Origin of the sequence: Janibacter cremeus (assembly GCF_013409205.1) — a bacterium.
Lineage (GTDB): Bacteria > Actinomycetota > Actinomycetes > Actinomycetales > Dermatophilaceae > Janibacter > Janibacter cremeus.
Genome location: NZ_JACCAE010000001.1, coordinates 556,421 through 577,600, shown reverse-complemented (window position 1 = coordinate 577,600; position 21,180 = coordinate 556,421). Strand labels below are relative to the sequence as shown.

The following is a 21,180-nucleotide window of genomic DNA, read 5'->3' as shown; positions in this document are numbered from 1 at the left end:
ACGGCGCGGGCCCCTTTCGACCGCGGGGCGCGGAACCCCGCTCAAGGAGCTCACGACGTGCCCACCGTTGCACTGCTGTCCACGTCCGACACCGACCTGCTCAGCGCCCGCAGCGCCGATGCCGAATTCACCGTCGGCAACCCGGCCCGCCTGACCGAGGAGCACATCGCCGAGCGCGTCGCCGGCGCCGACATCATCATCGTGCGCTACCTCGGCTCCCCGCAGGGACTGTGGGAGGGCTTCGGCGAACTACGCACCGGCACCACCCCGCTCGTCGTCCTGGGCGGGACCCAGGAGCCGGACGCCGCCCTGATGGAGCTCTCGACCGTCGCGCCCGGCACCGTCGCCGAGGCCCACCGTTACCTCGCCGAGGGCGGCCCGGCGAACCTCACCCAGCTGCACGCCTTCCTCGGCGACACCCTGCTGCTCACCGGTGAGGTCTTCGACGCGCCGCAGGCACTGCCCACCTGGGGTGTGCTGGAGCGCGAGGCGCCCGCCCCCCTTCCCGATGGCTCCACTCGACCCCGGGTCGGCGTGCTCATCTACCGGGCGCAGTACGCCGCCGGCAACACCGCCTACGCGCGCGCCCTGGCTGACGCGATCGACGCCACCGGTGGCCACGGCGAGGTCATCCACGCCGCCTCCCTGCGTGATGCCCCCGAGGGGCTCCTCGACCACCTCGGCACCCTCGACGCCATGATCACCACCGTCCTGGCCGCCGGCGGCACCAAGCCCGCCACCGCCGGGGCCGGCGAGGACGACGAGGCCTGGGACGTCGAGGCCCTCGCTGCCCTCGACATCCCGATCCTGCAGGGGCTGTGCCTGACCTGGGGTCGCGCCGACTGGCAGGCCTCCGACGACGGGATGAGTCCGCTGGACGTCGCCACCCAGGTCGCCGTCCCGGAGTTCGACGGTCGCCTGATCACGGTCGCCTTCTCCTTCAAGGAGTTCGACGACGAGGGGCTGCCGCACTACGTCGCCGACCCCGAGCGCGCTGCTCGCGTCGCCGGCATCGCCGTCAACCACGCCCGACTGCGTTCCACCCCGCCGGCCGAGCGCAGGATCGCCGTCGTCCTGTCGGCCTACCCGACGAAGCACTCCCGCCTGGGCAACGCCGTCGGCCTGGACACCCCGGTCTCGACGATCCGTCTGCTGCGGGCGATGCGCGAGGCGGGCTACGACCTCGGTGAGGGCTACGTCGGTATGGACCCGCTGCCCGAGATCGGGGGTGAGGCGCCCGACACCACCTGCGGCAATGCCCTGATCCACGAGCTGATCGCCGCCGGCGGACAGGACGAGGAGTGGCTCACCCAGGAGCAGGTCGAGGGCGCGCAGGTGCGCATCCCGGCCGAGAAGTACACGCAGTGGTTCCAGCGATTGCCGGTCGACCTGCGTGAGGCGATGACGCAGCACTGGGGCGAGGCGCCGGGGGAGGTCTTCGTCGACACCACCCGGGACGCGAAGGGGGAGATCGTCACCGCGGCCCTCGTGCGCGGCAACGTCGCCCTGCTCGTCCAGCCGCCGCGGGGCTTCGGGGAGAACCCGATCGCGATCTACCACGACCCCGACCTGCCGCCGACCCACCACTACCTGGCGACCTACCGCTGGATCGAGGAGGAGTTCGGCGCCCACGCGATCGTCCACGTCGGCAAGCACGGCAACCTCGAGTGGCTCTCCGGCAAGAACCTCGCGATGTCGCCCTCCTGCGGCACCGACGCCGCCCTGGGCAACCTGCCGCTGATCTACCCCTTCCTGGTCAACGACCCCGGCGAGGGCACCCAGGCCAAGCGCCGTGCCCACGCGACGATCGTCGACCACCTCATCCCACCGATGGCTCGCGCCGAGTCCTACGGCGACATCGCCCGCCTGGAGCAGCTGCTCGACGAGTACGGCAACGTCACCGCGATGGACCCGGCCAAGGCGCCCGCGCTGCGTGGCGAGATCTGGCAGCTGATCCACGCCGCGCAGATGCACGTCGACCTCGGCCTGACGGACGTCGACCTCGACGACGCCGACGGGTTCGACGACCTCGTCATGCACGTCGACGGCTGGCTCTGCGAGATCAAGGACGTCCAGATCCGCGACGGACTGCACGTTCTCGGCCAGGCGCCGGCGGGGGAGGAGCTGGTCAACCTCGTCCTCGCCGTGCTGCGCGCGGCGCAGGTGTTCTCCGGCCAGGTCGGCTCGGTCCCCGGTCTGCGGGCCGCGCTCGGCCTGACCGAGGACGCCTCGGCCACCGAGACCGACGACGTCGAGACCCGCGCCCGTCGCCTCGTCGAGGGGCTCGCCGCCGCGGACTGGTCGGCCGGTGCCGCGAGCGCCGTCGTGGCAGCGGCGGAGCCGGACCTCGATGCCGACAGGAGTGGCGAGGTCGCCCGAGTCCTGGAGTTCGCGGCCACCCAGGTGGTGCCGCGCCTGGCGGCGACCGATCGGGAGCTGGACGTCGTCCTGCACGCCCTCGACGGCGGGTACGTCCCCGCCGGGCCGAGCGGGTCCCCCCTTCGCGGCCTGGTCAACGTCCTGCCCACCGGCCGCAACTTCTACTCCGTCGACCCCAAGGCCATCCCCTCCCGGCTGGCCTACCAGACCGGCACCGCCATGGCCGACTCCCTGCTCGAGCGCTACCGCGAGGAGACCGGGGAGCTGCCCACCTCCGTGGGCCTGTCGATGTGGGGCACCTCCGCGATGCGCACCTCCGGTGACGACATCGGCGAGGTGCTGGCCCTGCTGGGCGTGACCCCGGTGTGGGACGAGCAGTCCCGCCGGGTCACCGGGCTCGAGCCGATCCCGCTGGTCGAGCTCGGCCGCCCGCGCGTGGACGTCACGGTGCGCATCTCCGGGTTCTTCCGCGATGCCTTCCCGCACGTCATCGCCCTCATCGACGACGCCGTCGAGCTGGTCGCGGGGCTGGACGAGCCCGAGGAGGAGAACCACGTGCGCGCCCACGCTGCTGCCGACCTCGCGGACCACGGTGACGAGCGGCGCGCGCGTACCCGGATCTTCGGCTCCAAGCCGGGCAGCTACGGTGCCGGCATCCTGCAGGTCGTCGAGTCCGGCAACTGGCGCAGCGACGAGGACCTCGCGCAGGTCTACACGCAGTGGGGCGGCTATGCCTACGGTCGCGACCTCGACGGCAAGCCGGCCGCGCAGGACATGGAGCGCACCTACCGCCGCATCCAGGTCGCGGCGAAGAACGTCGACAATCGTGAGTCGGACATCCTCGACAGCGACGACTACTTCCAGTACCACGGCGGCATGGTCGCCACCGTTCGTGCACTGACCGGCTCCGAGCCGAAGGCCTACGTCGGCGACTCCACCTCGCCGGACGCGGTGCGCACGCGCACCCTGCAGGAGGAGACCAACCGCGTCTTCCGCTCCCGCGTGGTCAACCCGCGCTGGATCTCGGCGATGCAGCGGCACGGGTACAAGGGGGCCTTCGAGCTCGCGGCGACCGTGGACTACCTCTTCGGCTTCGACGCGACGGCCGGGGTCGTCCACGACTGGATGTACGACCGGATCGCCAAGGACTACGTCCTCGACGAGGCCAACCAGGAGTTCATGCGCCGGGCCAACCCGTGGGCGCTGCGCGGCATCGTCGAGAAGCTCACCGAGGCAGCCGACCGGGGCCTGTGGGAGGAGCCCGACACCGAGGTCGTGCAGCAGATGCAGCAGGTGTACCTCGACATCGAGGGTGACTTGGAAGACACAGCGGACGATGACCGGTAATGCCTGACGAAGGGGGAGCCCCTCGGTACGAGCGGCCCGTCCCGACGGTGGGGGACACCAGCAGCGCCGCGCAGCGACGCGGTGACCCCTCCGGGTGGGCGATGGGCGAGGCCGCTACCGAGGCTCTCGCGTCGGTGGTCGCCGGACGGCGGGACATCCGCCGCTACCGCCCGGACGCGGTCCCCGAGGATCTGCTCACCGCCGTGCTCGAGGCCGGTCACCGCGCCCCGAGCGTCGGTCACTCGCAGCCGTGGCGCTTCATCGTCGTCACCGACGCGACCACCCGTGACCGGGCCGCACACATGGCCGACCGAGCCCGGCTGGAGCAGGCGGAGCAGCTGGCCTCCGAACGCGCCGCTCGCATGCTCGACCTCAAGCTGGAAGGCCTGCGCGAGGCCCCGGTGGGAATCGTCGTCGCCTGTGACCGGCGCACTCCCGCAACCGGTGTGCTGGGTCGGGCGACCTTCCCCGACGCGGACCTGTGGTCCTGCGCGACCGCGATCGAGAACATGTGGCTCACCGCCCGCGCACACGGTCTGGGCATGGGCTGGGTGACGCTCTTCGACCCCGACGAGCTCGCCGACCTGCTCGGCCTGCCCGAGGGCGTCGTCACCCTCGGGTGGCTCTGCCTGGGCTGGCCGGACGAGCGTCCGCCGTCACCGGGGCTGGAGCGGGCCGCCTGGTCGAAGAAGACGCCGCTGGAGCAGGTCGTCATCCGGGACCGGTGGCCCGCCGACGAGGGAGCGCCGCAGCAACCCGTGTCGTACGAGCGGCCGGTGGTGCACGGCCCGGAGGGTGACCGGTTGGTCAGCGCCACCGACTCCGCCGACGAGCTGCTCTCCCCGCCGGAGTCGCTCGGCGTGCTCGACCGAGCGCTCAACCGGGTGCTCGCCGTCGGCGCCGCGGACGTCGCGGGGGCCACCCTCGTCCTCGCCGGCGCAGACCACCCGGTGGCGGGTCTGCGGGTCAGTGCCTTCCCGGCATCGAGCACGCGAGACGTCCTGCATGCCACCGTCACCGGCACCTCCATCGGCGCAGCCACAGCCCGGGGGGCGGGCCTTGCCGTGATCCCCGTCGACGCAGGGGTCGACGGGGATCCGGTGGGTGGTGCGCGCAGTGCCCGGCCCTCGGGGGAGCGAGGGGACATCGCCACGTCGGACGCCGTGAGCGCGAGCGATGTCGACGCACTGGTCGCCGTCGGGCGCGACATCGGTCGTGAAGCCGCAGGGTCCGGCCTCGTCTGCCTCGGCGAGGTCGGTGTCGGCAACACCACCGTCGCCGCGGCACTCGCCTGCGCCCTGCTCGACCTCGAGCCCCAGGACGCCGTCGGCCTCGGCTCCGGGTCGGACGCGGACATGGTCGCGCGCAAGCGGGAGGTCGTCGCCTCCGCCCTCGCCCGGACGAAGGGGGAGAGCGACCCCCTTCGTCTCCTCGCCGCGGTCGGGGGGCCGGAGATCGCTCTGCTCACCGGCGTCACCCTCGGTGCCGCGGCGGCCGGCGCACCGGTCGTGCTCGACGGGCTTGCCGCGTCCCTGCCGGGGGTCATCGCTGCGCGACTGGAACCGGGCGTGCAGGGCCACCTCATCGCCGGGCAGGTCAGTCGCGAGCGGGCCCACGCGCTCGTCCTGCGCGAGCTCGGTCTGGAGCCGCTGCTCGACCTGCGGCTGCGTGCGGGGGAGGGGGTGGGCGCCTGCCTCGCCGCCTCGATGGTGCTGCAGGGCCTGGCCGTGCGTCGCGTCGCCGCCCGCACGCACTGAACGAGTCAGCTCGCCCCGGTGCCGCCCCTCTCGGCGATCTGCTGGATCGCGGCGAGCGTCCGCGGGATGCCTGCCAGGGCCTGCTCCGTGCGTTCGGCGATCTCCAGGTCCGCCCGGTCGCCGAACTTCTCCCGGAACATCGCGATCCCGTCATCAAGGAACTCCCAGGACTCGGTCAGGCGGGTCCCCTCCCGCGTCGGGGTGAAGCTGAAGCCCCAGCGCACGTAGCTGCCGCCCACCAGCCACGCGAACTCGTGGCCGCGCTCCGCGGCCACCACGAGCGAGCGGGTCTCCCACGTGCGGTCGGGCAGCTCGTTGTGACCGGTGAACCACGCTCCCACGCCGGGGGTGTCGACGTCCTCGTCCCACCAGCACGAGGTGCACACCGGACTCCATTCGCCCGTGCGGGTGATGTCCGAGACCAGGTCGTAGAGCGCCTCGGGCGACGCTCGGACGGTGACGGACTCCTGGTGGCTGCGCGTACCCGTGGTGCTCATGCTGCTCTCCCGTCCATCGATCACTTCTTCTGGCGACGGCTGCCGCCGTGCCAGTCCTCCTGCTGACCGGTCGTGCCCTCCTCGACACCGAGCCCGGCCAGCTGCGGCAGCTCACGCAGGCTGCGCTTGAGCTCGGCGAACCCCGGGAAGGCCGCCAGTCCGGTCACGTGGTCCCACAACTCCACAGCAGAGTCGCGGCTGGGTAGGCGAGAGATCACCGGGCCGAAGAAGGCCACCCCCTCGGGTGGCTGGAAGTGGATGATGGGCGTGCCCACGTCCTTGCCCGTCAGGGACAGCGCCTCGTCGGTCTCCTGCCGGATCTCGTGGTCCCACGACTCCTCGTCGACGGCCGCCGCCAGCGCAAGCGGCAGACCCGCCTCGGCCAGGATCGGCTCCACGAACTCCCGCGTCCCGCGCCGCTCGCGCCGCGTGGCCTCCGGGCGATCGTCGACGGGGTCCGGTGCGGTGTCGAAGATGCGCGCCCCGAAGGCCGCATACAGCGGTGCCATCGCCGCACGACCGTGCTCCGCACGGGCCCGGGCGGCCACCCGCAGCAGCCGCAGGCCGGCCGTGTGCCCGGCCTCGTACTCCGGGGGGAACTGCGCGTCGTAGTCGACCTCGGCATTGACCAGCCGCAACGAGATGAATCGCCAGTCCACGGTGTAGTCACGTTGCGCCTGCACCTGGCGCACCCACTTGCTGGTCATCCAGGCGAAGGGGCAGACCGGATCGAAGTAGAAGTTGATGTCGGCGTCCATCTCCCCACCCTAGAACGGCGTCAGGGCGTAGACGTCCATCACCCAGCCGTGCTCCTCGCGCAGCCGGACACGCAGGGCGGCGAGCTCGTCGATGACGTCCGCCAGACGACCCGAGCGCAGCACCTGCTGGGGCATGCCGACGTAGGCGCCCCAGTGGATGAGCGTGTCCGGGTGGGTGGTGGCGAGCTCGCGGCAGTGCAGGTGGCCGTCGAGCATGACGACGACCGTGCCGAGAGTGAGCCCGGACGCCTCCGCCCGGGTCCACTCCTGGACGAGGCGACGACCGGTCGTGACGTGCACCGGTTCACCGACGCGGTGCAACACGATCCCGTGGGCGGCGGCCAGGGTCTGGAAGGCGGAGATCCCCGGGATGACACGGACCGTGGTGGGGATCCGCTCGCCGATCGCGTCGACGATGCGGATCGTGCTGTCGTAGAAGGCCGGGTCGCCCCACACGAGGAAACCGACGACCGCGTCCTCCGGCATGTCCTCGATGATCCGCACGTAGGCGTCGGTGCGCGCGGAGTGCCAGTCGTGCACCCCTTGTGCGTACTGCGCGGAGTCGCGCTGCGTGTCCGGGCCGCGTTTCGGGTCCGGCACGGTCACGAAGTCGTAGCGGTGCCCGGCCGGGACGAACCGGTCGCAGATCGCGCGCCGCACGGCCACCAGCTCGTCCTTCGCGCCGCCCTTGTCCGCCACGAGGAAGACGTCGACCTCGGCCAGCGCGGCCGCTGCTTCGGCGGTCACGTGCTCGGGGGATCCGGCACCGATGCCGATCACCTGAATTGATCGGGCACGGCTTCCACGGGCCGTGGTGTCCTTCATCGGTTCTCCTCGATCAGCGACAGCAGGGCATCGACGTCGACATGGGTCTCGATGGCATCGGCGAGGGTGTCGATCATCCGCTCCCGCCGTGCGACGAAGGGGGTCCCCCCGGCAGGTGCGGACCAGGGCGACCCGGTCGTGGCCGCGACGTCCGCCAGGAGGGCGTGCCGGAAGCCGTCGCACTCCAGCGTCCCGTGCCAGATCGACCCACGGACGGGTCCGACCGCGTGACCACCCGGGAAGTCCTCGCCACCGGTCGGGGTGACCACCCCGTGGTGGATCTCGTAGCCCTCGACGTGGTGCCCACGCCATGACCCGGACGGTCGCGCGAGGACCTTCTCCTCGCTGAAGGCGACCCGTCCGGGCAGCACGCCGAGGCCGGGGACCGCCTCGGGAGAGCCGGCACCGCTGCCTTCGCCCTCCACGGTGTCAGCGATCTCGTCCAGCAGCATCTGGTAGCCGCCGCAGATGCCCAGCACCGGCGCACCGCGCCGCGCCCGCTCGACGACGACGTCGGCCAGGCCGGAGCGCCGCAGCCATGCCAGATCGGAGACCGTCGCGCGTGTCCCGGGCAGCACGAGCAGGTCCGCCTCGCGGGCGGTGTCGACGTCACGGGTGACCAGCACGTCCACGCCCGGTTCGGCCGCGAGGGCGTCCACGTCGGTGGCATTGGAGGTGCGTGGCAGGCGGATCGCCGCGACGGTCAGCCGCCGCTCGGCGGGCACGCCGTCGTCGCTGGACCACGCGCCGGTCGTCAGCCCGTCCTCGGAATCCAGCCACACGTCCTCCAGCCACGGCAGGACCCCGAGCGAGGGCATCCCCGTACGCCGGGTGATCTCCGCCAGCCCCGACTCGAGCACCGAGGCGTCCCCGCGGAACTTGTTGATGAGGTACGCCGCGAGCAACGGCCGGTCCTCCTGCGACACCAGCGCCCACGTCCCGTAGAGCGCGGCGAGCACGCCGCCCCGGTCGATGTCGCCGACGAGTACCGTGGGCATCGAGAAGCGTTGCGCCAGACCGAGGTTGACGTAGTCACCGGCGCGCAGATTGATCTCCGCGGGGGAGCCGGCGCCCTCGCAGACGATGACGTCGTGGGCTTGCGAGAGCTCCTCGTACGCGGCGAAGGCCGCCTGCGCCAGATGCCGTCGACCGGTCGCGTACTCGCCGGCCACGAGCTCACCCGCCGGCCGTCCCCGCACGACCACGTGCGCCCGCCGGTCGCTGCCCGGCTTGAGCAGCACCGGGTTCATCGCAGAGGTGGCCTCGACCCCCGCTGCCTGTGCCTGCAGGTACTGGGCGCGACCGATCTCGCTCCCGTCGTGGCAGACCATCGAGTGGTTGGACATGTTCTGTGCCTTGTACGGCGCGACCGACATGCCGCGCCGGGCGAGGACGCGGCACAGGCCGGTGACGACGAGTGACTTCCCCGCATCGGAGGATGTCCCGGTGATCAGCAGTCCACTCACGAGCGGTAACTCTACGAGGGCGGGCTAGCGTGGGGCCCGTGACCTCGACCCACGTGCACCTGATCCGTCATGGGGAGTCCACATGGAACCGTGACCGGATCATCCAGGGTGCCCACCGGGGAGTGGAGGAGCCGGTCCTGACCGAGTCGGGCCGGGCCGATGCCGCCCGCGCGGGCCTGGCGCTGGCGGCGCTCCTGGGGGCGCCCGGCGGATACCGCGACCTCTGCCTGTGGAGCAGCGACCTGATGCGGGCGCTGCAGACCGCGGAGATCATCTCCGTGGCCCTGCGTCCGGGTGGGTGGAGCGCCTCCGTGCGCAACGAGACCGGCCTGCGCGAGCAGGCCCTCGGCGACCTGGAGGGGGAGCGGGCCGATTCGCTGACCGCCCGGGAAGTGCCCGAGGGGCAGCACATCAGCGAGGTGCGCTGGGGAGGTGGCGAGTCGATGCGCGACGTCCACGACCGCGTCGGGGAATGGTTCGCGCCCGCTCTGATCGAGCAGCCCGAGCACCTCGTCGTCATCAGTCACGAGCACACGATCCGTGCCTCGCTCGCGTGGCTGCGTCAGCGCTCGCACCGCGAGATCGACTGGGACGAGCCGGTCACGCCGGGCTCGATCACCACCCTCGACGTCGGACGCTGAGCCTCACGCGTCGCGGGCCAGCGCCTGCTGCAGCGACTCGGCATCGGTGACCGGCCGGTCGCACACGAATCCTCGGCACACGTACGCCGTGGTCAGGCCGTCCACGAGGGGACGGTCGGCGAGCAGCGGTTCGCCGGGAGCATCCGGTGGGCCGGTGACGATGACGAGACCAGGTGCGGGGGAGGCCTGCGCCACGGCACGAAGGGGGCCGCTCCCCCCTTCGTCCTCGCCGACGATCGCGACCTGGCGGGGACCGTCGAGCATCGCCTCGGCCTGGGCCAGCGCCCACCCCGCGAAGCGCGGGTCGTGGGTGATGATCCGCGACTGGGAGGCGACGGCCTCCTCGGCGAGCGCCCGGTACCCGGTGTCGCCGGCCAGGGCCGAATGGGTCAGGAGCGCGCCGGCGATCGCGGAGACGCCCGAGGGCTCCGCGTTGTCGGTGCGGCCGCGCGGACGGGTGATGAGGGCCTCACCGTCGACCGGGGTGTCGTGCCAGCCGTCGGCGTCGTGGAAGTGGCGGACGGCCAGATCGAGGATCCTCGCGGCCTGCTCGAGCCAGGCGGTCTCGCCGGTCGCGCGGTGCAGGGCGAGCAGGCCCTCCGCGAGGTTGCCGTGGTCGTCGAGGACCGCAGGGGCGCCGCCGACCCGACCGGCGAGCGACGTGCGGCGCAGGCGGCCGTCGACGAGGTGCTCCGCCAGGACGAGCCGCGCCGCGGTTGCGGCTGCCTCGACGAGCTCAGGACGCTGCAGGGTGACGCCGGTGTCGGCCAGGGCCGCGATGGCCAGACCGTTCCAGCTGGTGACGACCTTGCCGTCGAGGGCGGGCTGGGGGCGCTCGTCACGCGCAGTCAGGAGCCGGGTGCGCACGTCCTCCCACCACTGCGGGTCGTGGGGGTCGTGCAGCAGCTGCAGCGTCGACGCCCCGTGCTCGAAGGTCCCCTCCGGGGTGACCTCCAGCAGCCGTGCCGCACGGGCGCCGTCGTCCTGGCCGAGCACCTCGACCAGCTGCGCCGGCGTCCACACGTACGTGGCGCCCTCGACGGAGTGCCCGTCGACGCTGGTGTCCGCGTCGAGCGCGGAGGCGAAGCCTCCATCGCCGGTGCGCAGATCGCGCAGCAGGAAGTCCGCGGTGCTCCCGGCGACCCGGGCCGCGAGCGGAGAGCCGGTCTGGCGGTACCAGTGGGTGTAGACGCGCAGCAGGAGCGCGTTGTCGTAGAGCATCTTCTCGAAGTGGGGGACGACCCACTGCGAGTCGACGCTGTAGCGCGCGAAGCTGCCCGCGAGCTGGTCGTGGATCCCGCCGCGGGCCATCGCCTCGCAGGTGCGCTCGACCATCGCGAGGGCGTCGGCGTCCCCGGTGCGGGCATGGTGGCGCAGCAGGTGCTCCAGGGTCATCGACGGCGGGAACTTCGGGGCCCCGCCGAAGCCGGCCCGGGCGTCGTCGAAGTTCGTGCGCAGCGAGTGCACGGCCAGGGCCACCTGCTCCTCGTCGACGGGGGTGCCGGGGCCGGGGTCCGCGATGCCCGCGAGCTGGCCGGCGATGCTCGACGCGCTCGCCATCAGGCGCTCGTGGTCCTCGCGCCAGGCGGTGCCCGCGGCGTCGAGCAGCTGCAGCAGCTGCGGCTTGGGCAGGTAGGTCCCGGCGAAGAAGGGCTCGCCGTCCGGCGTGATGAGCACGGTCATCGGCCAACCGCCCTGCCCGGTCATCGCCTGCGTCGCGAGCATGTAGACCGCGTCGATGTCCGGCCGCTCCTCGCGGTCGACCTTGACGCTGACCCAGCCGGCATTCAGCGCCCGGGCGACCTGCTCGTCCTCGAAGCACTCGTGCGCCATGACGTGGCACCAGTGGCACGCGGCGTAGCCCACCGACAGGAAGATCGGTACGTCCCGTCGCCGCGCCTGCGCGAAGGCCTCCTCGCCCCACTCGAACCAGTCGACCGGGTTGTCGGCGTGCTGGCGCAGGTAGGGGGAGAGGCTGTCGGTGAGTCGGTTGGCCATTCCTCCACCGTCTCACCCGCTGCGCACGCCGTCGGGTGGCGGCGTCGCGTGGCGGCGTCGGGTGGGACGTAGTGGACTACGCCCGTGGCCGCGCCACGTACCAGCGCCAGCCTGCGGTCACGATCACGGCACCGACGAGTGAGCCGATGAGTCCGCTGGCCCGCAGCTCCAAGCCGTCTCCGGCCAACACACTGCTCAGCAGGCCGCCGACGAAGGATCCGAGGAGTCCGCTGACGATCGCCACGGTCCAATCGATGGCGCCATGCTCCCGTCCGAGCAGCAACTGTGCCCCGGCACCGATGATCATGCCGAAGAGAATGAGGCCGATGAGAAGCATGGCTGGATCCTAGACCGCCGATCGACTCGAGGGTTGCGCCACGCCGGGGTGGCCTCAGTCGCCGAGGGCCTTGATGATCGAGATCGCCAGCGAGACCCGGTCCTGGTCGTCCTCCTCGAGCGCCCGGATCGCATTGACCACCTCGCGCAGGGCGCCGACCGGGCGGACGACCTCCTCCTCGAGCCCGGCGACGGCGCACGCCACTTCGATCCGCCGGCGCACCGACCAGCGCAGCGAGGCGCCGGTGCCCATCTCCTGCGAGCGGTTCCACAGCAGGGGCGCGACCTCCCAGGTGGGGTGCCCGTTGACGGGCTTGGGGTCGATGGCGACCCAGTCGGTGCCGTCGGACAGGACGTTGGCGTAGTGCAGGTCGCCGTGCAGCAGCCGCACCTGTTCACCCTCCAGCGAGCGAAGGGTGGACCGCGCCTGCTCGAGGACCTGCCGGGGGAGTCGTCGGGCGGCCGGGCGGGAGAGGACCTGGCGGACCCATGGCAGGAGCGTGCGCACCTGCGGCAGCGGGTCGGTGTGCAGGTCGGGGTACAAGCCCGCGATGACCGCGACGGCCTCCTCGTCCCACAGGTCGGTGAGGTCCTCGCTCGTCAGGCGCTCGAGCAGCAGCACCGAGCGGCGTGGGTCGGCGGCCAGCAGGCGCACCGCCGAGTGTCCGTCCCAGGCCCGCAGCGCGAGGTGCTCACCCTCGGCCTCGGCGTGCGGCCAACCGAGCTTGAGCGCGGCCCGGCCGTCGGGACCCCGCACGGGCAGCACGAGCGCGCAACGTCCGGTCATCGCGGGCCCGTCGACCTCGAGGGACCACTCGTGGAGCACGTCGACGATCAGGTGGGGGAGCGCAGCCACCCAATCGGTGCCGGGCGGGCCCCCTTCGGCCTCGAGATCGGCGATCCGCTCGGCGAAGGCCACGGGCACCAGCGCGGCCGCGTCCTTGACCCTCACGAGGCGGTCGGGTCGTCCCCGTAGAGGACCGGGACGACCAGCGAGAACCGGCCACGCGAGAGCTGTTCCACCGTGACCATCCACTCGGTCACCTCGAGCGCCGCGGCCCGGTCGTCGCCCAGACGGTAGAAGGTGCCCCCGTAGGCCGCGAGCAACCGCTCGAAGCAGCGCCGCCCGAGTGCCCGGCCCTCCTGCGGGGTCAGCTCGTGGGGCACGTCGTAACCCAGGGGAGCGGGACGCACCGCCTCACCCGCTGCCGTCGTCTGGCGCACGCTCAGCTGGCGCAGACCCTTGCCGGCGTCGAGGACCTGCTTCGAGATCCGCTCGTCAGTGGCCCGCGCAGCGATGAGGTCCAGCGCGTAGATCGTCGCCAGGGTCGCCTGCCGGGCATCGGCCGCGACCGCGCCCGTCGACCACGCCTTGGTGCCCGGCTGGCTCCACAGATCCTCCTGGGCGTGGGTGGTGATCCGGTGGGTGGCGGTCAGCCGGCCGATGAGCGGCAGCACTCCCGGGCCGCAGTCGCGGATCGACCCCTCGAAGGCCGAGACGACCTCACCCCCGGGTGCCGGGGCAGTGACACCGTCGACCAGGTCCTGTGGCACCTGGGCATCCAGAAGCGCCGTCCGCAGCAGATCGGCCCGCTCGCCGGCGTGCTCTTCGTCACTTGTCTCGAGCGCCCCCAGCATCGCCAGCAGGGCCGACTCGCCGGGGACCGGCTCTCTCGTCGGGACGAAGGGAATGTGCGGCGCGCCGTCCTCCAGCCGCACCCCGCAGCCGCTCAGGGTCGTGACACCGGCCGCGAGGGCACCGGCGAGCACGCGTCGACGACTGGGTGGGGAGGGCACGGGGACGATCCTCGCACGAGGCAACGGCGCTCGATCATGACTAGAGTGTCGGCCCAGCACGGCAACTCCACACGGAAGGCTTCCCATGGGTCCGGACCAAGACGTCCACGAGCAGGTGTCCGCAGCACTGGGTGACGACTTCGTCGTGGACTCGGTGACGGTGACGCCGGCCGGCAAGCGGCGCGTCGCCCGGATCATCGTCGAGCGACCGGTCGCGCAGGTCGTCGGGAACACCCCGGTCGAGCCGCTGACCCTCGACGAGATCGCCGACGCCACTCGTCTCGTCAGCGACGCACTCGACTCGAGTGACGTCATGGGCGACCAGCCGTACACCCTCGAGGTCTCGACCCCCGGCACCGACCGCCCGCTGACCGAGCCCGTGCACTTCCGCCGCTGCGTCTCCCGCCTCGTCGAGCTGCGCCTGACCGAGGGCGAGCAGACCGGCCGGGTCCTTGCGGTCACTGCCGACGGTGTCGACCTGCACGTCAAGGGCACGAAGAAGCAGCAGCCGCACACCGCCCACATTCCGTTCGTGGAGATCACCAAGGGCATCGCCCAGGTGGAGTTCTCCCGTCCCAAGAGCACGTCGGTGGATGCCGACGCCGAGATGGAGGCCTGATCCATGGACATCGACATCCACGCACTCAAGGCGCTCGAGCGTGAGCGCGAGATCCCCTTCGACGTCCTCGTGGACGCGATCGAAGCAGCCCTGCTGGGCGCATACCACCGCACGGAGGGCGCCTACAAGCACGCCCGCGTCGAGCTGGACCGCACGCAGGGGCACGTCATCGTCTGGGCCCGCGAGGAGCACCTGGTCGAGGAGGAGGTCCCGGTCGAGCCGGCCGAAGGGGAGGCCCCGCCCGTCGACGAGGACGGCAACCCGTTGATGCGCACCCGTATGCGACGGGAGCAGGGGCCGGAGTTCGAGGACACCCCGGACAACTTCGGCCGCGTCGCCGCGGCGACCGCTCGCCAAGTGATCACCCAGCGCATGCGTGACCTCGAGGACGACGCGGTCCTCGGTGACTTCCGCGGCCGCGAGGGCGACATCGTCGCCGGCGTCATCCAGCAGAGCTCCAACCCGCGCAACGTCCTGGTCGACTTCGGCACGGTCGAGGGCATCCTCCCGTCGGCCGAGCAGGTCCCCGGCGAGGTGTACACCCACGGCGAGCGGCTGCGCGTCTACGTGGTCGCGGTCAAGCGCGGCATGCGCGGCCCCGAGATCAGCCTGTCGCGCACCCACCCCAACCTCGTGCGCAAGCTCTTCGCGATGGAGGTCCCGGAGATCGCCGACGGCTCGGTCGAGATCGCGGCCCTGGCCCGTGAGGCAGGCCACCGCACGAAGATCGCGGTCCACTCCAAGATCCCCGGCCTGAACGCCAAGGGCGCGTGCATCGGTGCGATGGGTGCCCGCGTGCGGGCCGTCATGAGCCACCTGCAGGGCGAGAAGATCGACATCGTCGACTACTCGCAGGATCCGCAGCAGTTCATCTCCGCGGCCCTGTCGCCCTCGAAGGTGCAGTCCGTCACGGTCGTCGACCCCAAGTTGCGCTCGGCCCGCGTCGTCGTGCCGGATTACCAGCTCTCGCTGGCCATCGGCAAGGAGGGGCAGAATGCCCGCCTGGCGGCCAAGCTCACCGGCTGGCGCATCGACATCCGCCCGGACACGGCTCCGGACGTCAGTGGGGGCGTCGCCGTACCCGGGCAGTCCCCGGGGTGATCGACCCGAGTCGGATAGGCGGTAGACTTGTGGACGTCGCTCGGACTGGACTCCAGTGCGAGGCACCTCAGGCAGGTCCGATCAGGACGTGCATCGGGTGTCGCGGACGGGATAGCCGATCGACACTGCTGCGCATCGTCGTGGTGACGGATGATCGTGGGCCGACCACGGCGATCCCGGACCCGCGTCGACGTGTGCCGGGTCGTGGGGCGTGGCTCCACCCCGACATCGCCTGCCTGGAGTTCGCCGTCCGGCGGCGGGCCTTCTCCCGTGCGTTCCGACAGCGGGTGGATGGGACCGACGCCGTCCGTGCCTGGCTCGAGGACGAGCCCAGCAGCAACCAGCAAGAACCGACCAACCGTACGCACCACAGCCGAGAGCGGGTTTGACGCTGATGAGCACCCGATGAGTACTCAGCAATGAGCATTCACCTCAACTGACGACGGTCCGCGCCTTCTCTCAGGACGGACCAGAGAAGGAGAAACGTGGCCAAGGTCCGTGTCCACGAGCTCGCCAAGGAGCTCGGGGTTTCCAGCAAGGCCCTGCTCACCCACCTGGGTGACATAGGGGAGTTCGTGAAGTCTGCGAGCTCGACGATCGAGGCACCCGTCGTGCGCAAGGTGAAGGACAACCCGCCTGCGCCCGATCCCAAGGTGAAGAAGGCCGCCGCGAAGCCCGCGGCCAAGCCCTCACCCGCCAAGCCGGGACCGGCCACGCCGGCTCCCAAGGCGCCGGCCGCCGAGGCTCCTGCGCCGCAGGCGCAGCCGTCGACTCCCGCCGAGCCGTCCCAGCCCGCTGCCACGCCGGCTCCGACGCCCGGCCCCGCAGCACCCAAGCCCGGCCCGGCCGCTCCTGAGCAGCCGGCCGCCGAGAAGCCTGTCACCCCGGAGGAGCCGGCCGCCCCGGAGCAGCCGGCTGCCAAGGCGTCCGACGAGGGTGCCCCGGCTGCCAAGCCGGGCCCCAAGCCCCCGACTCCCGGCCCGCGTCCCACGCAGGCCAAGCCGAGCGCAGGCCGCCCGGGCCCGCGTCCGGGCAACAACCCCTACGCGTCCAACCAGGGCATGGGTACCCGTCGCGAAGGGGGCGGCGGCGCCGGTCCTCGTCCCGGCAACAACCCCTTCGCCTCCAGCCAGGGAATGCCCCGTCCGGGGCAGCGTCCCGGCGGTCGTGGCGGTGCCCAGGGCGGTCAGCGTCCGGCGGCAGCTGCTCCGGGTGCGCGTCCCGAGGGTGGCGGCGCTCGTCCGTCGCCCGGGATGATGCCGGCCAGCTCGGCCGTCCCGCGTCCGGGCCAGCGGCCCGGTGGTCGCGGCGGTCCCGGTGCCGGTCGTGGTCGTCCCGGTGCTGGCCCCGGCAGCCGTCCCGGCGGCGGTGGCTACCGCGGTGGCCCCGGTGGTCGTGGCGGCACCCAGGGTGCCTTCGGTCGTGGCGGCGGCAAGCGCAAGCAGCGCAAGTCGAAGCGGGCGAAGCGCGCCGAGTTCGAGAAGATGCAAGCACCGTCGGTGGGCGGCGTCGTCGTCCCCCGCGGCGACGGCACCACCAAGATCCGGGTGCGTCAGGGCGCTTCGATGAGCGACTTCGCGGAGAAGATCGACGCGAACCCCGCCTCGTTGGTCACCGTGATGTTCAACCTCGGTGAGATGGCCACGGCGACCCAGTCGTTGGACGAGGACACCTTCCAGCTGCTCGGCGCCGAGCTCGGATACATCATCGAGATCGTCTCGCCGGAGGAGGAGGAGCGCGCGCTCTTCGAGTCCTTCGACGTCGACCTGGACATCGGTATCGAGGACGAGGACGAGGAGGACCTGCAGGCCCGCCCGCCGGTCGTCACCGTCATGGGTCACGTCGACCACGGAAAGACGCGCCTGCTGGACGCCGTCCGCAACGCCGACACCGGTGGCAGCGAGGCCGGTGGCATCACGCAGCACATCGGTGCCTACCAGATCCAGACCGAGCACGAGGGCGCCGAGCGTGCGCTGACCTTCATCGACACCCCCGGTCACGAGGCGTTCACCGCCATGCGTGCCCGTGGTGCGAAGGTCACCGACATCGCGATCCTCGTGGTGGCTGCCGACGACGGCGTCATGCCGCAGACCATCGAGGCGCTCAACCACGCCCAGGCCGCCGACGTGCCGATCGTCGTCGCGGTCAACAAGGTGGACGTCGAGGGCGCGGACCCGGCGAAGGTGCGCGGTCAGCTGACCGAGTACAACCTCGTGGCCGAGGAGTACGGCGGCGAGACGATGTTCGTCGACGTCTCGGCCAAGCAGAGCCAGAACATCGACGCCCTGCTCGAGGCGGTCCTGCTCACGGCGGACGCGGCCCTGGACATGCGGGCCAACCCCGACCGGGACGCCCGTGGTGTCGCGATCGAGGCCAACCTGGACAAGGGCCGCGGCGCCACGGCGACCGTCCTCGTCCAGTCGGGCACGCTGCACGTCGGTGACGCCATCGTCACCGGGTCGGCCCACGGCCGCGTGCGAGCCATGCTCGACGAGCACGGCAACCAGGTGAAGGAAGCGGGCCCGTCCCGTCCGGTCCAGGTGCTCGGGCTCTCGTCCGTGCCGCGGGCCGGCGACACCTTCGTCGTCGCACCCGATGACCGCACTGCGCGCCAGATCGCCGAGAAGCGTGAGGCAGCCGACCGCCAGGCCAGCCTGGCCAAGGCCCGCAAGCGGATCAGCCTCGAGGACCTCGACCAGGTCATCGCCGCCGGCAAGATCGACACCCTCAACCTCATCATCAAGGGTGATGTGTCGGGTTCGGTCGAGGCGCTGGAGGACGCCCTCCTGCAGATCGATGTCGGCGAGGAGGTCGATCTGCGGATCATCGACCGTGGCGTCGGCGCGATCACGCTGAACAACATCAACCTGGCCATGGCCTCCGACGCGATCATCCTCGGCTTCAACGTGCGGGCCGAGGGGCAGAACGCCGAGGTCGCCGACCGCGAGGGCGTGGAGATCCGCTACTACGGCGTGATCTACCAGGCCATCGAGGAGATCGAGCAGGCCCTGAAGGGCATGCTCAAGCCGGAGTACGAGGAGGTCGAGCTCGGCTCGGCGGAGATCCGCGAGGTCTTCCGCTCCAGCAAGTTCGGCAACATCGCCGGTTCGATCGTCCGCGGCGGCCTGATCAAGCGAGGCGCCAAGGCGCGCATCACCCGCGACGGTGTCGTGATCACCGAGGGCCTCGAGCTGACCGGTCTGCGCCGCTTCAAGGACGACGTCACCGAGGTCCGCGAGGGCTTCGAGTGCGGTATCAACCTGGGCAGCTTCAACGACGTCCAGAACGGTGACCTGATCACCACCTACGAGATGCGCGAGAAGCCCCGCGTCTGATCGAGCGGTACCACCGACGAAGGCGGTGTCCTGAGGTGTGAGCGCCCCCGGGCGCGAGCCTCGAAGGGGGGCCGGCCGGCGAGAGCTTCGGTTCACATGGTCCTCGCAACACCTCGATCTGAGGAGTTGCGAGGACCATGTCTGTTTCCCAGGGGCGAGGACGTCCTGTTGAGGTCACGCCGGAGCTGATCGCCCAGGTGGTGACCGTCTTCGAGCGAGAGGGATCGATCGGTGCGGCTGCGCGCGCAGTGGGCCGATCGCACGGGTTGGCTCGTCGATTGTTGGTAGGGGCCGGCCTTGTTCCGGCTGCGCCGTTGCCGTTGGGCAAGCCCAAGGCCCGGGCAGAGTTCGACCGACTGCTGGCCGAGGGCATGCACCACTCCCTCGCGGCCCGCCGAGTCGGCGTGTCCCTCGATACGGGTCGGTACTGGAAGCGCGGGGTCCGGCGCAGCCACGGTCGAAAGATCTATCCCGATGGGCGCGTCACCGGCCCACCGGCCAAACGCCCGGCTATGAACAAGCCCATGGATCAAGTGGTGGGCACGGGCCGGCTGTTGTCGCTGCAGGAGCGGCTGGCCATCGCCGATGGGGTCAAGCAGGGCGTCTCGATGCGTTCGATCGCGGTGGGTCTGGGCCGGGCGCCCTCGACGATCACTCGGGAGGTCGCCGCCCACCGTGACGCCACGGGCGGGTACTCGCCCTACCAAGGGCATCACCAGTCGATGAACGGGCGTGTCCGGCCCAAGCCTTCGAAGCTGGCCGCGCCGGGTCGGCTGCGTGAGTATGTCGTTGCCGCGCTGGCACGGAAGTTGTCCCCGGAGCAGATCAGTAACAGGCTCAAGATCGACCATCCCGACGACGAGAGCATGCGCGTGAGCCACGAAACGATCTACCAGGCCTTGTACTTCCAGGCCCGTGGTGGACTCAAACGCGAGGTCCAGGCCGCGTTGCGCACCGGGCGGGCGATGCGTAAGCCACAGGACCGTGGGGTGCGTCGTCCGCGGTTCGTCGACGAGATGGTAATGATCAGTGACCGGCCGGCGTGCATCGCCGACCGGGCGATCCCGGGCCACTGGGAGGGCGATCTGATCATCGGCAAAGACAGTGGCTCAGCGATCGGGACACTGGTCGAACGCGCCACCCGGTACGTGATGCTGCTGCACCTACCTGAACGTCATGACGCGCTCACCGTGCGTGACCAGCTCGTGGCAGCCGTGAACGACCTTCCGGGGCATCTACGTGGGTCATTGACCTGGGACCAGGGCGCCGAGATGGCCGCACACGCCTCGTTCACGATGACCACCAACATGCCGGTCTACTTCTGTGACCCGGCCTCACCCTGGCAGCGCGGCAGCAACGAGAACACCAACGGGCTGCTGCGCCAGTACTTCCCCAAGGGCACCGACCTGAGCGTCCACGGCCCTGAAGAGCTGGAGTACGTCGCCCAAGAACTCAACGCCAGACCACGAAAGACGCTCGACTGGGCAACCCCAGCCGAGCGTCTTCGTGATCTACTTCAAAGCGCCTAACCACCAAGACAAAAACACACGGTGTTGCGAGCACCCCGTGAATCCGCCGAGCTGACCGGCCCCCCTTCGTGGCTCCTCCGTCGCACCTCAGGACGGCGCCTTTCGTCATCCCCGCCGGTGGCTCCGATGGCCCCGCGTGGTGCGTAGGGTGTGCGCATGACGACGCCACCCCCTCCGCCGCCCGGCCCGGGCGGGAACCCGCCGTACGGCTCCTCCGAACCAGGAGAACCCACCCCCGGCCAGGGTCCGGCCGGTCCGCCCTCGGGGCCACCGGCCGGTCCGCCGCCGCCCCCGCCCGGTACTCCGGCGCAGCCGCCGTACGGCGCTCCTGCGGGACCGCCCTACGGTGGCCCGACCGGCCCGCCCCCGCCCTCGGGAGCTCCGACCTACGGCCAGTCCCCGTACGGCTCGGGCGGTCAGCCGCCGATGACCCCGCCGCCCGCCCCGGGCAGCCGCGGCCCGGGGGACAAGAACCCCCTGATCCTGTCGATCGCCTCGCTGGTGGTCGGCGTCATCGGCCTGTGCTCGTGCATGTGCTTCGTGGTGTCCATCGGCGCGATCGTGCTCGGCGCCTTCGGCAAGAAGAGCGCCGATACCGCCGGAGACGCCAACAGCCGGACGATGGCGCTGGTCGGCCTCGGACTGGGTGTCCTGGGGATCGTGGTCGGCATCGGGTACTGGACCTGGTTCATCGTGGCCGGTGCCAACGGCTACTACTGACCTGCGTCACCGGCCTGCTCGATTTCGCATACCGTGGGGGAGTCCCCCGCCCCAGCCCCTCACCGGAGGTGTGCC

17 protein-coding genes are annotated in these 21,180 nt (G+C 71.4%); 9 read left to right on the top strand and 8 right to left on the bottom strand.

Translation table 11 applies throughout. The features are described from left to right. Nucleotides 1-57 precede the first annotated feature (57 nt). Nucleotides 58-3,726: a cobaltochelatase subunit CobN gene (gene cobN / locus BJY20_RS02590; protein WP_185990097.1), complete on the top strand. Its 3,669-nt coding sequence runs from the start codon at nt 58-60 to the stop codon at nt 3,724-3,726. Continuing rightward, the gene (gene bluB / locus BJY20_RS02585; RefSeq protein WP_185990096.1) at nt 3,726-5,483 is read left to right on the top strand and encodes a 5,6-dimethylbenzimidazole synthase; all 1,758 of its coding nucleotides are present in this window, start codon (nt 3,726-3,728) and stop codon (nt 5,481-5,483) included. The genes cobN and bluB overlap by 1 nt, the downstream gene beginning before the upstream one ends. 5 nt (nt 5,484-5,488) lie before the next feature. Here bluB and BJY20_RS02580 read toward each other — a convergent pair whose 3' ends face one another. Genes BJY20_RS02580 through BJY20_RS02565 form a run of 4 tightly spaced genes read right to left on the bottom strand, consistent with a single transcriptional unit; the run spans nt 5,489 to nt 9,029 of the window. Then, entirely contained in the window at nt 5,489-5,980 is a 492-nt protein-coding gene (locus BJY20_RS02580) for an SRPBCC family protein (RefSeq protein ID WP_185990095.1), read from the bottom strand. A gap of 20 nt (nt 5,981-6,000) precedes the next feature. After that, nucleotides 6,001-6,738, bottom strand: coding sequence for a mycothiol-dependent nitroreductase Rv2466c family protein (locus BJY20_RS02575; RefSeq protein WP_185990094.1), 738 nt, complete (start codon nt 6,736-6,738; stop codon nt 6,001-6,003). Between the two features lie 9 nt (nt 6,739-6,747). Then, a complete protein-coding gene (cobF, locus tag BJY20_RS02570) occupies nt 6,748-7,563 on the bottom strand; it encodes a precorrin-6A synthase (deacetylating) (RefSeq protein WP_185990093.1) in 816 nt (271 codons plus the stop codon). Then, nucleotides 7,560-9,029 carry a cobyric acid synthase gene (locus tag BJY20_RS02565; RefSeq protein WP_185990092.1) on the bottom strand — a complete coding sequence of 490 codons (1,470 nt, stop codon included), beginning with the start codon at nt 9,027-9,029 and terminating at the stop codon, nt 7,560-7,562. Before BJY20_RS02565 ends, cobF begins: the two co-directional genes overlap by 4 nt. A gap of 38 nt (nt 9,030-9,067) precedes the next feature. Here BJY20_RS02565 and BJY20_RS02560 point away from each other — a divergent pair, with 38 nt between their 5' ends. Further along, the gene (locus tag BJY20_RS02560; protein WP_185990091.1) at nt 9,068-9,670 is read left to right on the top strand and encodes a histidine phosphatase family protein; all 603 of its coding nucleotides are present in this window, start codon (nt 9,068-9,070) and stop codon (nt 9,668-9,670) included. 3 nt (nt 9,671-9,673) lie between these two features. Here BJY20_RS02560 and BJY20_RS02555 read toward each other — a convergent pair whose 3' ends face one another. The 4 genes from BJY20_RS02555 to BJY20_RS02540 all read right to left on the bottom strand — a co-directional run bounded on the left by BJY20_RS02555 (nt 9,674) and on the right by BJY20_RS02540 (nt 13,801). Then, nucleotides 9,674-11,668 (bottom strand): thioredoxin domain-containing protein, encoded by a 1,995-nt coding sequence (locus BJY20_RS02555; RefSeq protein WP_185990090.1) that lies wholly within the window; start codon nt 11,666-11,668, stop codon nt 9,674-9,676. 76 nt (nt 11,669-11,744) lie between these two features. Then, nucleotides 11,745-12,005 (bottom strand): GlsB/YeaQ/YmgE family stress response membrane protein, encoded by a 261-nt coding sequence (locus BJY20_RS02550; protein WP_185990089.1) that lies wholly within the window; start codon nt 12,003-12,005, stop codon nt 11,745-11,747. A gap of 54 nt (nt 12,006-12,059) precedes the next feature. Continuing rightward, nucleotides 12,060-12,956: an aminoglycoside phosphotransferase family protein gene (locus BJY20_RS02545; protein WP_185990088.1), complete on the bottom strand. Its 897-nt coding sequence runs from the start codon at nt 12,954-12,956 to the stop codon at nt 12,060-12,062. Then, nucleotides 12,953-13,801: a hypothetical protein gene (locus BJY20_RS02540; protein WP_185990087.1), complete on the bottom strand. Its 849-nt coding sequence runs from the start codon at nt 13,799-13,801 to the stop codon at nt 12,953-12,955. The genes BJY20_RS02545 and BJY20_RS02540 overlap by 4 nt, the downstream gene beginning before the upstream one ends. 85 nt (nt 13,802-13,886) lie before the next feature. On the opposite strand from BJY20_RS02540, the gene BJY20_RS02535 reads away from it, so the two are divergent. From BJY20_RS02535 to BJY20_RS02510, 6 genes are all read left to right on the top strand, one after another. Further along, nucleotides 13,887-14,420, top strand: coding sequence for a ribosome maturation factor RimP (locus BJY20_RS02535; protein ID WP_185990086.1), 534 nt, complete (start codon nt 13,887-13,889; stop codon nt 14,418-14,420). Between the two features lie 3 nt (nt 14,421-14,423). Beyond that, on the top strand, nt 14,424-15,521 hold the full coding sequence (nusA, locus tag BJY20_RS02530) for a transcription termination factor NusA (RefSeq protein WP_185990085.1): 1,098 nt from the start codon (nt 14,424-14,426) through the stop codon (nt 15,519-15,521). Beyond that, nucleotides 15,518-15,910, top strand: coding sequence for a YlxR family protein (locus BJY20_RS15830; RefSeq protein ID WP_343062749.1), 393 nt, complete (start codon nt 15,518-15,520; stop codon nt 15,908-15,910). The genes nusA and BJY20_RS15830 overlap by 4 nt, the downstream gene beginning before the upstream one ends. A 96-nt stretch (nt 15,911-16,006) precedes the next feature. Then, nucleotides 16,007-18,856, top strand: a complete 2,850-nt coding sequence (infB, locus tag BJY20_RS02520; RefSeq protein ID WP_185990084.1) for a translation initiation factor IF-2 — start codon at nt 16,007-16,009, stop codon at nt 18,854-18,856. A gap of 371 nt (nt 18,857-19,227) precedes the next feature. Next, nucleotides 19,228-20,385 carry an IS30 family transposase gene (locus tag BJY20_RS02515; protein WP_185992422.1) on the top strand — a complete coding sequence of 386 codons (1,158 nt, stop codon included), beginning with the start codon at nt 19,228-19,230 and terminating at the stop codon, nt 20,383-20,385. 426 nt (nt 20,386-20,811) lie between these two features. Further along, nucleotides 20,812-21,105, top strand: a complete 294-nt coding sequence (locus BJY20_RS02510) for a DUF4190 domain-containing protein (RefSeq protein ID WP_185990083.1) — start codon at nt 20,812-20,814, stop codon at nt 21,103-21,105. Nucleotides 21,106-21,180: the final 75 nt, after the last annotated feature.